This is a genomic window from Streptomyces sp. NBC_00996 (assembly GCF_045162675.1).
Classification (GTDB): Bacteria; Actinomycetota; Actinomycetes; order Streptomycetales; family Streptomycetaceae; genus Streptomyces.
Genome location: NZ_CP108723.1, coordinates 5,547,346 through 5,563,066, shown reverse-complemented (window position 1 = coordinate 5,563,066; position 15,721 = coordinate 5,547,346). Strand labels below are relative to the sequence as shown.

General features: G+C 71.1%; 8 protein-coding genes. All 8 read left to right on the top strand.

Features of this window, described 5'->3' with window-relative positions; all coding sequences use genetic code 11:
* The first annotated feature begins 238 nt into the window (after positions 1-238).
* The 8 genes from OG390_RS26180 (at position 239) to OG390_RS26145 (ending at position 15,706) form a co-directional block, all read left to right on the top strand.
* Positions 239-388: a hypothetical protein gene (locus OG390_RS26180; protein ID WP_406171534.1), complete on the top strand. Its 150-nt coding sequence runs from the start codon at positions 239-241 to the stop codon at positions 386-388.
* A 185-nt stretch (positions 389-573) separates the two neighbouring features.
* Positions 574-1,812, top strand: a complete 1,239-nt coding sequence (locus tag OG390_RS26175) for a helix-turn-helix domain-containing protein (RefSeq protein WP_406171533.1) — start codon at positions 574-576, stop codon at positions 1,810-1,812.
* Positions 1,813-2,325: 513 nt separating this feature from the next.
* Positions 2,326-4,560: an FAD/NAD(P)-binding protein gene (locus OG390_RS26170; RefSeq protein ID WP_406171531.1), complete on the top strand. Its 2,235-nt coding sequence runs from the start codon at positions 2,326-2,328 to the stop codon at positions 4,558-4,560.
* Between the two features lie 56 nt (positions 4,561-4,616).
* Positions 4,617-6,452 carry a non-ribosomal peptide synthetase gene (locus OG390_RS26165; protein ID WP_406171529.1) on the top strand — a complete coding sequence of 612 codons (1,836 nt, stop codon included), beginning with the start codon at positions 4,617-4,619 and terminating at the stop codon, positions 6,450-6,452.
* 12 nt (positions 6,453-6,464) lie between these two features.
* A complete protein-coding gene (locus OG390_RS26160; RefSeq protein WP_406171527.1) occupies positions 6,465-11,054 on the top strand; it encodes a non-ribosomal peptide synthetase in 4,590 nt (1,529 codons plus the stop codon).
* Positions 11,051-11,371: an acyl carrier protein gene (locus tag OG390_RS26155; RefSeq protein WP_406171525.1), complete on the top strand. Its 321-nt coding sequence runs from the start codon at positions 11,051-11,053 to the stop codon at positions 11,369-11,371. The genes OG390_RS26160 and OG390_RS26155 overlap by 4 nt, the downstream gene beginning before the upstream one ends.
* Positions 11,368-14,841 carry a thioester reductase domain-containing protein gene (locus OG390_RS26150; RefSeq protein ID WP_406171524.1) on the top strand — a complete coding sequence of 1,158 codons (3,474 nt, stop codon included), beginning with the start codon at positions 11,368-11,370 and terminating at the stop codon, positions 14,839-14,841. The genes OG390_RS26155 and OG390_RS26150 overlap by 4 nt, the downstream gene beginning before the upstream one ends.
* A gap of 10 nt (positions 14,842-14,851) precedes the next feature.
* Positions 14,852-15,706 carry a 3-hydroxyacyl-CoA dehydrogenase family protein gene (locus OG390_RS26145; protein WP_406171522.1) on the top strand — a complete coding sequence of 285 codons (855 nt, stop codon included), beginning with the start codon at positions 14,852-14,854 and terminating at the stop codon, positions 15,704-15,706.
* The last annotated feature ends 15 nt before the right edge of the window (positions 15,707-15,721 follow it).

The following is a 15,721-nucleotide window of genomic DNA, read 5'->3' as shown; positions in this document are numbered from 1 at the left end:
GTCATCTTGCGTGACACAGCTTGGCACGTCGCTGTCACGAATGTTGGCACATCGGATCGAGACTTGCCAAGAGGTTGTCAATCCTGTGCCAGATCGCTAGCGTGAGTCACGTCCACCCCGGAGGTCACCTTGGCACCGGGCGGACGGGTACACGACGACCCATACCGGGCACGACCGTGCGCAACTCGCGCCGAGCACCAGGTCAACAGGTGCTTCACACTTACTGGGGGAATTGGACATGCGATACATAGCCCGCTGCGGAGCCGCTCTGAGCCTGTTCGCCATCCTCTTCGGCATCAGCCACGTCGGGGACACCACGCCGAAGGGCTCCTCGTCCCACACGGCTTCCATGGCAGGCCCCGAGGGCACGAGGATTGACTGGCCGTAAGCTCCGTTTACCGAGGCGCACTGAGCGACTTGCCAGAGCATTGCCGAGTTGACAACAGTAAATATTACCAAAAATTGACAAGCGCTCTGGCAACTGTCAAGCTGCCAAGCAGTGGGGGGTGGGAGGCAACCATGCGGTTGCCTCCCACCCCCACGTGCACGGCCTGGCCAGGAAGGGGTTCCGCGATGCTCGATCAGCCACATTTCGGCAGGCGACTGCGCACGCTCAGGCAGGAAAGAGGACTCTCCCAGGCAAAGCTGGCCGGTGACAGCATGTCTCCGGGCTACCTCTCCCGCCTGGAGTCCGGCGCGCGGCCGCCCACACCGAAGGTCGTCGCCTACCTCGCCGACGTGCTGGATGTGCCTGTCTCGGCCTTCGAGGGGCCTCCCCCTGTGGAAGGGGCACCGACCGAGGATCTGGTCAAGGCAGTCACCGCACCCGACAGCGGCGACGGCCATGCCCTGGCCCTGCTCGAACGTGTCGTGCACGACCAGGCCGACCTGTCGCTCGCATTGCGGTGGCTGGCACTGTGGTCACTGGCCGAGCTGCAAGTGGAACGCACCTCCCGTGAGGCGCAGCTGACCGTCGGCCAGGAGCTGCTCAAGGCTGCCGATGAGAGCGGGGTGCCGGAGCTGCGCGTCCGCTCCCGTGTCCTGCTGTCGCGCCTGCACCGCTCCATCGGCGACATGAAGGCAGCCAACTCCTTCGCGTCCGATGCATACGCGGACGCGATCCAGCACGAACTTCCCAAGGCCGATGTGGTGCGGACCCTCATGGTGCTGATCTCCACCGAGGCCGAAGTGAGTCGGCTGCCCGACGCGCTGAAGCACGTGGCGGACCTCGAAGTGCTCTCGCGGGACGTCTCTGGAGCCATGCGGGTCGAAGCCCTGTGGACCGCGTCCAGTGTGTACGTCCGGCACGGAAACCACACAGCCGCCGCGACCTGCCTGGCCGAGGCCCTGGAGCTGAGCAGCAGCGGCGACGACCTCAAACAGTGGATGCGGCTGCGCTTCGCTGCCGCATCGCTCTACTTGCAGATGCATCCCAGCCGCCTGGCAGAAGCCCAGCAGGCCATCAACGAGGTGGAGCCGGCCCTGGCTCTGGTCGGGACGCCCAGGCAGCGCCTGGAATTCCGCGTGATCCGCACCCATGCGCTGTTCCAGGCCGGGGAGCTCGACGCGGCGCGCGCCCTGTGCGCGGAGATCGGCTCCGACGCCGAGGATCTCGAGTTCCGCGACAGGGTCCGGTTCGAAGTGGTCGTCCATCTCCTCGACATCGTGTCCGGACAGGTCGAGGCCGGTGTGCAGGCCATCGAGAAGCTGGCACGCGAGGCGCACGAGGCGTCCAACATGGATCTGGCCGCGGAGATCTGGAAAAACCTCGCGGAAACCCTGGCCTCTGTCCAGTCTTTGAAGTCTGCCTGAGTCGGAGCGGAGCCCGCGCGGAAAGTGAGGCTCCGCTTCCGATTCTCCCTCGGTCCTCGCCGGGCGCCGACAGTTTCAAATTCAGGTAAACCCCGCTGTGCACCCTTGCGGCCCGCGGACCCCCACCAAGCTGGATTCACCCCGTGACCAGCAACTTCAAGCTGCAGAAGGCTTACTGACGCACCAATCGCCCCTCGCTTCCGCACTGCATGGGCTAGATCAAATGCAGTAGTCAAAGGTCATGCCGGGAGCTAAACTCCAGCGACCTCGAGCACTTCCCCGTGCGGCACATGCCGAACGTCCGGGGAAGTGAAACGAGACACGGGGAGGGGGCTCGACGGCAGATTCTGCGGCACATCCAGCGCGGTCATGACGCGCTGAACGGTGGCACTCACACCACTAATCCCTTTTGACCAGACGGAATCGAAGGTGTGTGTGCATCTACGGTAGGTCCGAACATGGACAGCCATGTCCGGATTCACCTTTATCAGTAACAACGGGGTAGAGATAGTTGTGAGTCCGATATGCCTGGCAATTGTCGGTGGCGGTCCGTACTGCACATACGCGATGGAGCGGCTGGCCGCTTCAGTGGCCGCGCGCAACGGGGCGGCCCTCGACATTCATGTCTTCGACCGCACCGGCCAGTTCGGCGCAGGCGGGGTGCACAGTCCCCTGCAGGCTCCCACCAGCTTCCTCAACCGCATGGCCGACCATGTGTCGTTCGGTGCGGACGAAAGCAACGAGGTGGCAGGCGCTCTCCTGCCCGAGCGGGACCGCCCCAGCCTGTACGCGTGGTGTCGGCGTAAGTTCGCGGAGACCGCCGACCCGCGCTTCGACATCGAGCCCGACAGCTGGCCCAGGCGCTATCTGCACGGCATGGCCCTGCGCGAGCAGTTCTCCCGGTACGTGGAGTCGCTGCGCTCCTGGCCCTCGGTCACCGTCACGCTGCACCATGCCGAAGTCACCGACATGGAGGATCTCGCCGACCTCCCGGGGGCGGACGGGCCGTTGCTGATCACCTCGGTCGCGGTGGTCGACGACGAGGCCGGCACTCCCGTACGAACGGCCGTCGACCAGGTCTTTCTTCTGACAGGTCACTCCTGCAACGACCCCATGCGCGCCGGGCGCACCCGTCACTGGGCCCAGTGCGCCGAGGCCGTACCCGGTGCCGTCTACGTGCCGAGCGCCTACCCGCTCCATGAACGCCTCACCCCCCGCACGGCAGGGCCCGGCAAGGTGGTCGGATGCGCCGGCACCATGCTGACCGGGATCGACCTCATCCTGCACCTCACCGAGGGACGCGGCGGCCGCTTCCGCAGAACCGACACCGGTGGACTGCGCTACGTGCCGTCCGGGGAAGAACCGCGTTCTATCGTCGCCTTCAGCGAGTCCGGCCTGTTCGCCTTCGCCCGGCCCCATGAGTTCAGCCCGCCCGGGGCGCCGAAGCCGAAGCACCAGGGCGTCTTCCTCACCGTCGACGCCGTCGACCGGCTGCGCCGCGACTTCGGCAGCGACCCGGTCCGCGTCGGTGAGGTGACGGCGCGGCAACTCGACTACGACCGCCATCTGTTACCGCTCATCGTCGCCGAGATGTGGTTGCTGTACTACGCGACCTTGTTCGGCCCCGACTTATCTCGGCACCTCACGCAGGTATCGGCCGCCGCCCGCGAGGACTTCCTCGGCCGGACCGCGGGGACCGCGCCGGCGGAGGATTCGGTCCGCTCGCTGACGGCCCCCATGCAGGAGAGCGTCGCCGAGGCCGTCACCGCCCTCGAGTCCCTGCTGCTGGGTCGGTCGTCGTACGCCTCGCTCCGGTCCGCCGAGCGGCCCTGGTCCTTCGAAGCCCTCCTCGAGCGGTACGCGGAAGTGGTCCTGGGCGAGGACGCCCGGAAGCGTCTGGAAGCCGTCCTTGACGATCCGGCGGAGGTCGCTTCACTGATCGCCGGCCTGGAGTCACCGACCCGGCACGCCGTGCTTCCCTCCGGCAACCTGTTCTCCTGGGAGCGGACGCTCAACCCGATCCCGGAGAGTGAGCAGACGTCGCCGGAGCAGTACCGCAAGGCGATGGTCGAGTTCATGACCACCGACCATCTCCGGGCGCGTCAGGGCGTCTTCGTCAACCCTGCCAAGACGGCGGCGGACGGCGTGTGGCGCGGGCTGCGCCCCGTCATCGTGCACGCCGTCAACTTCGGTGGCCTGCACGCCGAGGCGCACCGGAAGTTTCTCAGCACATGGCTGCGTCAGCACAACCGGCTGGCGTACGGTCCGGTGCCGGACGTGATGGAGCGGATCCAGGCACTCATCGAGCACGGCATCCTCGACGTGTCACCGGGACCGCAGGCCCGGGTGGACACCCGCGGTGACGACCTGGTGGTCGTCGGACCGCGCACCGGTGCCGTGCGCCGGATCGACGTCCTGGTGGATGCCCGCGTCCCCTCCTTCGACGCCTCGGACGACATCGCGCCGCTCTACCCGAACCTGCTGCGTCGCGGCATCGTGCGGAAATGGCACAACCCGCAGCCCGGCGGCCCGGGTTTCGAACCCGGCGGACTCGACCTCACGGAAGACTTCCAGGTCGTCCGTCCGGACGGCTCCGTCGACCGGCGGATCACCGTGCTCGGTCCCGCCATCGAGGGGCAGAGGTTCTTCCAGGGCGGGGCCCTGAAGCCGGATGTGAACCACCACGCCATGCGCAACGTCCTGTGCTGGCTCGCCAACTTCTGGAAGCTGGCCGACTCCGCGGGATAGGGCGAACTCCGTCGAGCCACCGCCCGTATCCGCCCTCTCAAGAAATCCCATTCCTCATGGACATCCAGCAGCATGCCCGCTTGCGGGTCGAACCTTCGGACCCCGTGCACCAAGTGGTAGGTGAGCAGTCCCGGCGTCGCCCGGACTCCCTCGCCGTGATCGAGCCGACCACCGGACGGCAGGTCACCTACCGGGAACTGTGGAACCTGTCAGGCGCGCTGGCCGCGCGGCTGCGATCGGCGGGCGTGCGCCGCGCAGACGCCTGCGGCATCGACCTCGGCCGTTCGGCGGACCTCGTCGTCGCCCTGCTCGCCGTGGCCAGGGCGGGAGCCTGTTACGTCCCGTTGGACACCGGCGCACCGCGGCAGCGCTCGGCCGCCCAGCTGACCGACGCGGCGGCCCGCTGTCTCATCGGGGCACCGGAGGAGCGGGACCGTGCGACGGCACTGCCGGCCGGAATCCCGGTGGTCGACATGGTACGCGAATGCGGCGAGGACCCTCAGGACCCGGACCCCGAGGTCCTGGGCGAGGACCCGCTCTACGTGAACTTCACGTCCGGCACCAGCGGCCGTCCCAAGGCCGTCGTGGTGCCCCACCGCGCCGTGCGCCGCCTTGCCGACTCCCCCGTCTACTGCCGCATCGAGCCGGGCACACGGGTGGGCAACGCCGCCAACCCCGCCTTCGACGCCACCACCTTCGAGGTCTGGGCCACTCTCGTGGCCGGCGGCACCGTCGTCGTCCTGCCGTCCGCGGCCGTCATGGGGCTGGACGGCTGGACCGAGCTGCTGGGCACTGCACGCGTCGACGCACTGTTCCTGACCACCTCCCTGTTCCACGTGATCGCCCTGGAGCGGCCCGCCGCCCTCGGCACGCTGGAGACACTGCTCGTGGGCGGTGAGGCGATGAACCCCGAAGCGGCCCGCCGGGTGCTCGCCGCCGCTCCCCCGGGCCGGCTGGTCAACGTGTACGGGCCGACGGAGGCCACGACCTTCGCCACCTACTACGACCTCACCCCCGAACGGCTCGACCGCGTGGACCAGGTGCCCATAGGGCACGCGATCCAGCACACGTCGCTCCATGTCCTCGGCCCGGACCTGCGTCCGGTTGCGGACGGGGAGCGCGGCGAACTGTGCATCGGCGGGCCGGGAGTGGCACTCGGCTATCTGGGCCGCCCCGACCTGACCGCTGAACGGTTCGTCACCCTGACCGGCGCCAACGAGCCGGGGACGGTGTACCGCACGGGAGACGTGGTCCGACGGTCGCCGGAAGGCCGGCTGGAGATCTTCGGCCGGCTCGACCGGCAGGTGAAGCTGCGCGGCTTCCGCGTCGAACTGGAGGAGGTCGAGCGAGCGGCGATCGCCACGGGCCTGGTCGCGGAGGCGGTCGTGGAGAAGGCCGGCGAAGGCGGGTCGGCCTCCCTCGTGGGCTTCGCCCTGCCCGCCGACCAAGGTGGCGCCGGCTCAGACACCGTCGCGGAGAAGCTCCGGTCGGCTCTCGCCGCCCTGCTGCCCGACTACATGCTGCCCGCGCGGTGGACCGTGCTGCAGCGACTGCCGCTCGGCCCCACCGGCAAGGTGGACCGCGGTGCGCTGCTCGCGGGGATCGCGACGGCCGCGCCCGACGAGCCCGACGAGCCCGACGGCGAATCGTTCGGCACGGATGCCGTGCCCGGTGAGGTCCGTCGGCTGTGGTGCGAGGTGCTGGGAGTGGCCGGTGCCCGCCTCGAGGACAACTTCATCGAGTCGGGCGGCAATTCGATCCTGGCGATCCAGCTGTCGTCACGCATCGGCGAGACCACGTCCGTCGAGCTGAGCCCGGCGGACGTGCTGCTGGCGGCCGATCTCTCCGACCTGATCGACACGGTGCGGAACTCAGCGTCCGCTCAGGCCTGACCGGGGGTAACGATGCATCATCACACCAAGCCGGGCACGCACGCGCAGGACACGGTCGAGGTACCCCTGTCGGCGGCGCAGGAGAGCATGTGGTTCGTGGACCGGGCCCATCGCGGTACCGCGGCCTCCAACGTGCCCCTTCTCATCCGGTGGAACGAGCCGGTGGACGTGCCTGCGCTCCGTCAGGCGCTGCGGTGGCTGACGACACGGCACGAGGCGCTGCGCACCACATACCGGCTCCGCGGCGACCGGCCGGTGCAGCACGTGGGTCCGTCGCGCCCGGTCGAGGTGTCCGTGCGCCACAACGCTGTCCGGCCCGACCGGGACGAGGTCCTGGCGTGCGGCCGGGCACCGTTCGATCTGGCGGCCGGACCACTGGTGCGCTGCGACGTCTGGCAGGGTGCGCCGGAGGGCGACACGGTCCTGTTGACGGTGCATCACATCGCCGTCGACGGGTGGTCGCTGTCCCCCCTGTTCGACGACCTGCTCGCGGCCTACGAGGCGGCACTGGCCGGAACCGACGTGTCCGTCCCGGAACCGTCCGGCCGGTACACGGACTTCGCCACTTGGGAGCGCGAGTCCTGGGGGCGGCGCGATGTGGAGGGACGGTCCGCCAGACAGGCCGAGGAGCTGACCGAGGCCACTGACTCGCCTCTGTTCCCGGGTCGTGGCCCCCGCGGCGCGGATGTGCGCCCCGGCGGTCATCTGACGTTCTCCGTGCCGGCCGACGTCTGGCGGGCCACCTGCCTGCTGGCCACCCGTCTGCGGGCCACGCCCTTCGTCGTGCTCCTCTCCGCCTTCCAGGAGGTGCTGCGCCGCTGGTCGGGGGCATCGGACTTCGTCGTCGGCACCGTCATGGCGAACCGGCCCAAGCCTGCCCTGGAACATGTGGTCGGTTGCTTCGTGAACACGGTCCCGCTGCGCTGTCGTCCCGCTCCCGGGATGACCTTCGAGGAGCTGTGCCTGCGGTCACGCACCGAGTCCTTCCGCGCGCTGGCCCGTCAGGACCTCCCTTTCGACCGGGTCACCGCCCTGACCGCCGCGAAGCGGGGAACCGGACGCGGGCGCCTGGTGGAGGTGGCCTTCGGCGTGCAGAACATGCCGGCCCCGCGGTCCACGGGCAACGCCCGCTGGCAGCAGCCCGAGCTGCTGCCCACCGGAACCGTGAGATACGACATGCTCTTCCTGGTCGAGGAGCGGGCCGACGGGGTGACCGGCACCATCGAGTACGACCTCGAACTGTGCTCGGACGACATGGCCGAGCGGTTCCGGGACAACTTCGTCGCGCTGCTGGCCGCGGCCGTCGACGCCCCGGGCGGCGCCCTCGCGTCGCTCCCGCTGTCCGACCGCGCGCCGGGCGCCCCGGTGCCGGGCGTCCTCACAGGACAGCGTCGCGACCTGAGCCGCACCACCCCGCCGACCGACCGGACCCTCCTCGACCTGATCTCCGCCCGGCTCGCCGAGGCACCGGACGCCATCGCCGTGAGTGCGGGCGACGCCCGGCTCAGCCGGCGACAGCTGGACGACTGGTCCTGGGCGGTTGCCGAGCGCCTGGGCCCGGAAGCCGGGATCGTGCCCGTCCTCGCCGCACGCGGCCCCGCTCTGGCTGCGGCCTGGCTCGGCACGCTGCGATCGGGCAACGCCTACGTGCCACTGAACCTGGACACACCGCTCGAGCGCCTGGAGTACATCCTCGGCGACCTGAGCGCGCAGGTCGTACTCGCCGACGAGGCCGGGGCCGAGGCGATCCGGCGGGTGAGCACCGGCGTCCGGGTCGTCGACCTGACGGCCCTGCGCAACACCGCGCCCGGAGCGCGCCGGTCCCCCGAGCTGACCGGCGACGACACGGCCGTGGTCATCTACACCTCGGGCACCACCGGTCGGCCCAAGGGCGTTCCCGTACCACACCGCGGCCTCGCCAACACGGTGCTGTGGTGGACCGAGGACGCGCGAGTGGGTCCGGCCGACCGGCTGCTGTGCGTCGTGGGCACCTCGTTCGACCCCGCCACCTTCGAAACCTTCCGTGCTCTGGCCTCCGGCGCGGAACTCGTCTACGCCGACGACGTGGAACGCAAGGACGGCCGGGCCCTGCTGCGGCTGCTGCGCACCGCGTCGGTGGTCTCCATGACCCCTGGCATGCTGCGCGCGGTGCTGGACGCCGAGGACGCCTCGTCGACGAGCCTGGCCGGTTCCGCGCTCCGGCTCATCCACCTCGGCGGCGAGAAGCTCACCCGCTCTCTCGTGACGGAGTGCACGAAGCGCTGGAACGTTCCGCTCCGCAACGTCTACGGCCCCACGGAGGTGTCGTGCACCAGCCTGTCGGCCGTCGTCGATCCCGCCGACCCGCACGCACCGCCCATCGGTGCACCCGTCTGGAACACCCGCGCCTATGTGCTCGGGCCCGCCGGTGAGGAACTGCCGCTCGGTGTGCCCGGGGAGCTCTACCTCGCGGGTGCCGGCGTCTCCAAGGGCTATGTGGGCGGCCCAGACCTCACTGCCGGGGCCTTTCTCACGGATCCCTTCGCGCCGGACGACGAGCCGGGAGCCCGGATGTACCGGACCGGGGACCGCGTGGCGGTGCGCCCCGACGGCTTGATCGAGTACCTCGGCCGCGCCGACGACCAGGTCAAGATCCTCGGTAACCGGATCGAGCCGGCGGAAGTCGCCGCTCTGCTCGAGGAGGGGCACGACGCCGTCCAGTCCGCGGCCGTCACCACCGAAGGTGACCCGGCACGTCTGGTCGCCTATCTCGTCCTCGCCGACACCGCGCATCCGCCCACCCACGACGAGGTGGTCCGGCCGCTGCTGCGCTGGCTGCCGACGGCCGTTTTGCCCGACGCGGTCCATCCGGTGGACGCCTTACCCATGACCGCGAACGACAAGACCGACTTCCGGGCACTGCGGGTGCTGCGCACCGCTCCGCTCCCCAGGGGTGCACGCCACCGGGCCGACCTGGACGCGGCACAGCAGTGGGCGAGTGAGCAGTTCCTGTCCGTGCTGCGCGACGATGACCGGGCCGGCGGGCTCCCCAGCGGAGTCGAGGCCGCTCTCGCGCCCGACGACGACTTCTTCGCCCTCGGGGGCCACTCGCTGCTGGCCGTGCGCATGCTCGCCGCCATCGAGCGGGAGCACGGCATCTCCGTGCCGCTGGGCGCCTTCCTCAGCCGCCCGACGGTGACCGGTCTGGCCCGGCTGCGCCGCGCCGCCGCGGGCGGGGCGAAGGCCGGTGCCGTGGAGGCGGCACAGGGCCGCCACCCCGCGACGCCGATCCAGCAGCGCATGGTGTTCCTCGACCGCATCGCCAGCCAGCGCTCGGCCTATCTGGCGCCCACCGTCGTGGAGTTCACCGGCCCGGTGGACGCCCACGCACTGGCCCGCGCCGTCGACCACGTTCTCGGACACCACCCGGCGCTGCGTTCCCGGTTCACCCTCGACCGCGACAGTCGGCAGGTCTTCTACACGACCGACGGCGCCGCGGCCGAGGCCCGGGTGACGGCGTGGACCGACGGCGACGAAAGGCTCACGGAGTACCTGCGCGCGTTCTGCTGGACGCCGTTCGACCTCGCCGGTGAGGCACCGGTGCGGGCGGAGATCATCCGGGCGGGCAGCCGGACGGTGCTGGCCCTGGTGATCCACCACATCGTCACCGACGGATGGGCTCAGCAGCTTCTGCTGCGTCAGCTGGCCCAGGCCTACCGCTCGGTGGCGGCAGGCCTGGAGCCCGAACTGCCGCCGACGGTGCACCCCAGCACCCTCGTGGACGGCCCGGCGGCGCCCGGCGCCGGATCGGCGCAGCGGGCCGAAGCCCTGCTGGCGCGCCTGCGCGGGGCGCCCACCGACATCTCCCTCCCCCATGACCGGGAGCGGCCCGCCGTGCAGGACACCACGGCCGCCGTACGTCACCGACGGCTGTCCGCCACGACGAGCGCCCAGCTGCGCACGGTGCTTGCCGAGGAGCGGGCCACCGTCTCCATGGCCGCTCCCGCCCTGCTGGCCGCCGCCCTCGCCCGGGCCGTCGGCCAGCGCGACTTCCTCTTCGCCTTCCCCTGGGTCGGCCGCGACAGCGCCGCCGCCACCGAGGCCGTGGCCATGCTGATCCAGACCCTGGCGCTGCGCGTGGACCTGCGGACCGCCTGCACATGGCGGGACCTGCTGGCCGCGGTCAAGGAGGAGAGCCTCGCCTGCTACCAGTACGCGGACGTTCCGTTCGAGACACTGGTCGCCGAGCTCGATCCCGGCCGGGGGCTCAGCCGCCCGCCGCTCACCCCCGTCCTCGTGACGGCAGTGACGGATCCGCCCGCCGTGCCTGACCTGGGCCCCGGGGTGAAGGGCCGGCAGGTCCCACCGCCCGGCCTGCGCATCAAATACGAACTCGAGCTGACCCTGCGGGCCACGGACGACTGCTTCGACGTCGAACTGGCTTATGCGACGGCCCTGTTCGACCCCCGGTCCATCGACGCCTTGCTGGACGGCATCGCCCAAGCCGCCGACCGGCTGGCCGAGCAGCCGGATCACCCGGTCCTCCCACCGCGTCCGGACCACGACAGCGCACACACCGACCGGCCCGGCAAGGGCCCTGAGACTGGAGACACACGCCCATGACGGAGCCGGTGGAGGACGTACGCCACATCTGGAGCACGGTGCTCGCCACCGAGATCCAGGACGTGGATGTCAACTTCTTCGACGCCGGAGGCCATTCGCTTCTCGTGATGGTCCTCCAAGAGCACCTGGAAGAACTCGCCGGCCGGGAGATCGCCATCGAGGACCTCTTCGAGCAACCCACCATCCGCGCTCAGGCCGGTCTGGTCGCCGGCCGTTCCGGAGCCGACAGCGCGGTGGACGCCGGGCTGGGCGCGCGCGCCCGTTCCCAGTTGCTCGGCCGCCGTCGCGGCCGCGCCGTCACCGAGGACCAGGCATGAGCCGCGCCACGGACATCGCGGTGGTCGGTGTCGGCTGCCGCTTCCCCGACGCCCCCGATCCGGCCGCCTTCTGGGCGAACCTGTGGTCAGGTGTCGTCTCGACGCGCCGGCAGTCCGAGGAGCGGCTGCGCGCCACCGGCCTGTCCGAGGCGGAGCTGAAGCACCCGGCGTTCGTCCCGGTCGCCGCGACGGTGCCGGACGTGGAACTGTTCGCCGCGGAGTTCTTCGGTTGCTCCCCGGCCGAGGCGGAGAGCATCGACCCCGGCCAGCGGCTCTTCCTCGAGGTGTGCTGGGAGGCCCTGGAGTCCGCCGGTCACGCGCCGACCGGATCCGGGGGGCCTGTGGTCGCTGTGTTCGCCAGTGGCGGCCCGAGCCCGTACACCGTGGCCCTCCAGGCCGCGAAGCTGAGGGAGGGCGGCCTCGCCGCCGCCGTCGACGACCTGGACCTCACCCTTGGCGGTACGGCCGACTTCATGGCCTCGCGCGTGGCGTACAAGCTGGGTCTGCGCGGCCCGTCCGTGGGTGTGCAGACGGCCTGTTCGTCCTCCCTCACCGGGGTGCACTCAGCCGTGCTGAGCCTGCTGTCCGGCGAGTGCGACCTCGCTCTGGTCGGCGGCGCGGCGCTCAGCGACCCCCTGGTCGGCTACACCCACACGCCCGGCGGCGTGATGTCCGAGGACGGGTACTGCCGCCCGTTCGAGGCGCGCTCCACGGGAACCGCCGCGGGCGCGGGCGTGGGGGCCGTCGTACTGCGTCGCCTCACCGATGCGCTGGCCGACGGCGACCCCGTGCTCGCCGTGGTCCGGGGCAGCGCGATCGGCAACGACGGTGCCCTGCGCTCCGGCTTCACCGCGCCGAGTGCCAAGGGACTCGCGGGCGTCGTCGCCGCAGCGCTGGCCGTGGCCGACGTGGCACCGCACACCGTCCGCTACGTCGAGGCCCACGGCTCCGGCACCCAGCTGGGAGACAGCCTCGAACTCCGGGGACTCACCGAGGGGTTCCACGCGGCCGGCGAGGACCTCGGTACACCGATGCCGGGCAGCGGCGGCTGCGCCCTGGCCTCGGTGAAGGCCAACATCGGCCACGCCGGCTGGGCCGCCGGCATCGCCGGATTCATCAAGGCGGTGCAGGTCGCCCGTACGGGCACGGTGCCTCCGCACCCCTCCTTCGAACATCCCCGTGACCCGGGTGTGCTGGCGGACAGCCCCTTCTACATCCCCGTCGAGCCGGTGTCGGTCGGCACGGCGGACGACTGGCACGTGCTGGTCAACTCCATGGGCCTCGGCGGCACCAACGCCGCCGTGGTGCTCGCTCCGCCACCCGCTCCCACGCGTCCCGCGGCCGAGCCGGCCGACGTGGTCCGGCTTGTGCTCTCCGCACGCAACCGCACCGAGTTGGACACCCTGTGCCGAGCCGTCGCCGATCGGCTGGACGCCGGAGCACCGGTCGGCGATGTGGCGCACACCTTGCGGGTGGGGCGCCGTGCCTTCGCCGAACGGCGCGTGGTGACGGCGGCCCCGGACCGGATCGCCGCCGCCCTCCGGCTGCCGCGGCCACCGCACGCGCGCACCGTGCGGGTCGAACCGCGCCGGGTGCTCCTGGTCACGTCCGGGCCCGGCACGGCCGTTCCCGCAGGGCTCCTGGACCACCTGGTGCGGGCGTTCGGCCGACGGGCCGAGGTCGTGGCCGCCGTGCCCGGCGAACCGCCGGCGGACGCGTACGTGCTCCGGCTGTCGGCCGACGCCGACGGGTCCGGTCCCGTACTGGACATCGGCGGCGGGGCGGTGCCGGATCCGGACGCATGGGACGAGGCGCTGACCACCGCGTGGCTGGGCGGTGCGGACGTCGACTGGGAGTACCTGGCCCGTAACGGCCGCGGACGCCGGCTGGCCCTGCCCACCTATCCCTACCGGCGGCGCCGGTACTGGGCCCTCGACCACGTGGACCTCCGGCCGACGGTCCCCGCCGCTCTCCCGGACCCTGTGCCGGCGGCCGGGCGCCCCCGGACGGGCACCGACGCGGTTGAGAACACCCTCCTCGACATCTGGGCGGAGTTGTTCGGCACCCCGGCGATCGGACTCGACGACGAGTTCGGCACCCTGGGCGGGACCTCGCTGCTGTCCGTCCGCATGGGTCTCGAAGTGCACGCTCGCCTGGGGGTCCTGGTCAACCTGCACCGGGCGGGCGGAAGCCGCGCCACGGTACGCGGGCTCGCCCGGATCGTGCGGGCGGCGAGCGCGGCGGAACGGACGGCGTCCCCCGAGGACGAGGTCGCCGACGGCCAGGCATCTCTCGTCGACGCCGACCTCACCCTGTCGCTGGGCGAGGCCTCGCCCCGCACGGCCACGGGCACCGACGTCCTGCTCACCGGAGCCACCGGCTTCCTGGGCGCCTTCCTGCTGCACGAGTTGCTGTCCCGCACCGATCGCCGGGTGTACTGCCTGGTCCGGGCCGACAGCGAGAAAGAAGGCCTGCGGCGCCTCGGCGAGGCCGCGGCCTCCTACGCACTGCCCGCCCCCGATCCGGATCGGGTACGCGTGGTCGTCGGCGACCTGCGCGACGTCGAGGACGTCTGTGCCGGCTACCGGGACGGCGAACTCGCGCGGCGGGTCGGGCACCTGCTGCACTGCGCCGCCCGAGTCGTGTTCACCGAGCCCCACAGCGAGCTGCGCGGCGACAACGTACTGCCCACCCTCGGGCTGATGTGCTGGGCGCGGAAGCACGGGATACGCGAGTTCGGCTTCATCTCCTCCCTGGCGGCGACCGGTCCCGCGCTGGGGGCGGACGGCCGGATCCCGGAAAGCCGGGAGCAGCCCCTCGACCCCGCCCAGGGCGGCTACGGGGTCGGCAAGTGGGTCTGCGAACGACTGCTGGCGCGCGCGGAGTCCGAGGGGATGCGCGTAAGGGTCTTCCGTCCCGGTCTCCTCCTCGGATCCGGCACCACCGGCGCCTGCAACCCCAAGGACATGCTGTGGCGCATGCTGGCCGCCGGGGTCGCGGTGGGCGCGCACCCGCTGGACGACCGGCCGATGCCGATGGCACCCGTCGACCTGGTGTCACAGGCCGTCGTCGACCTGCTCTTCACCCCCGGGACGGCCGGCCGGGCCTTTCACCTGGTCGCCCGCGAAGGGGTCAGCGCACAGCGGCTGTTCACGCTGCTCGGTGCCGCCGGGCTGCCCACGAAACCGCTGAGCCGGGCGGAGTGGCTCGCCACGGTGGCCGATCGGGCCCGTGCCGGGGACAACGACGTGCTGATGAGCATGGCGCTCTACGACCTCGCCGGACACGAGAGCGGCGACGCCGCCGTGGAGGCCGAGGCATGGCGCCCCTGGCTGGCGGAGGCCGGGCACGATCCCGCCCCCACCGGGGAGCTGCTGCGGACCGCGCTCAGCCATCTCGCCACCAAGGAGCCGGCCTATCTGGAACTGCTCGGCGCCGACGACATGTCCGGCACCGACCGAGACGAGTAGGGGAATTGTGATGGAAGGACAGCACAAGGGCCTCGTCGCTGTGCTGGGGGCGGGAGTCATGGGCGTGGGCATCGCCGCCCTCGTGCTCGGTCACGGCGTCCCCGTGGTGCTCGTCGACATCGACGACGACATCCTTGACCAGGCCGCCCGGGCCGTACCGCTGCGCATCCGTCAGGGCCAACTGCTGGGCAAGCTCCCGCGGACCACGGATCTCCCGAGCCTGGCGACCTCCACCTCACTGGAGGCGGCGGCCCACGCGACGGTGGTGATCGAGGCCGTCGTGGAACTGCCCGACGTCAAGGCCAAGGTGCTGCACGAGGTCTCCGAACTCGTGGCGCCCGGCACCCCCTTGGTGAGCAACACGTCCGGCATCCCGGTCGACGAGCTCGCCGGACACACCGTCCGCCCGTCGAGCGTCCTCGGCGCCCACTTCATGAATCCGCCGTACCTGATCCGCACCGTCGAGGTGATCCGGGGGCCGCGGACGACCGAAGACGCGCTCAACCGGACCCTTCGGCTCCTCACCACCCTGGACCGGCAGTCGATCGTGGTGGGTGACGGACCCGGCTTCGTCATCAACCGGATCCTGCAACGGATGATCAACGAATCGGCGCGGATCGTCCAGGAGGGGATCGCCACCCATGAGGAGGTGGACGCGCTCTTCCAGGGCTGTCTCGGCCACACGACCGGTCCGCTCGCCACAGCGGACCTGATCGGCCTGGACAACGTCGTCGACAGCCTGCGCGTGCTGCACACCCACACCGGCGACGCGGGCTTCGACCCGTGCGATCTGCTGCTCAGCAAGGTCGACGCGGGCGACTTCGGCCGCAAGACAGGCCGTGGCTTCTACGCGTACGAATCCTGACGCGATCAGCGCCGG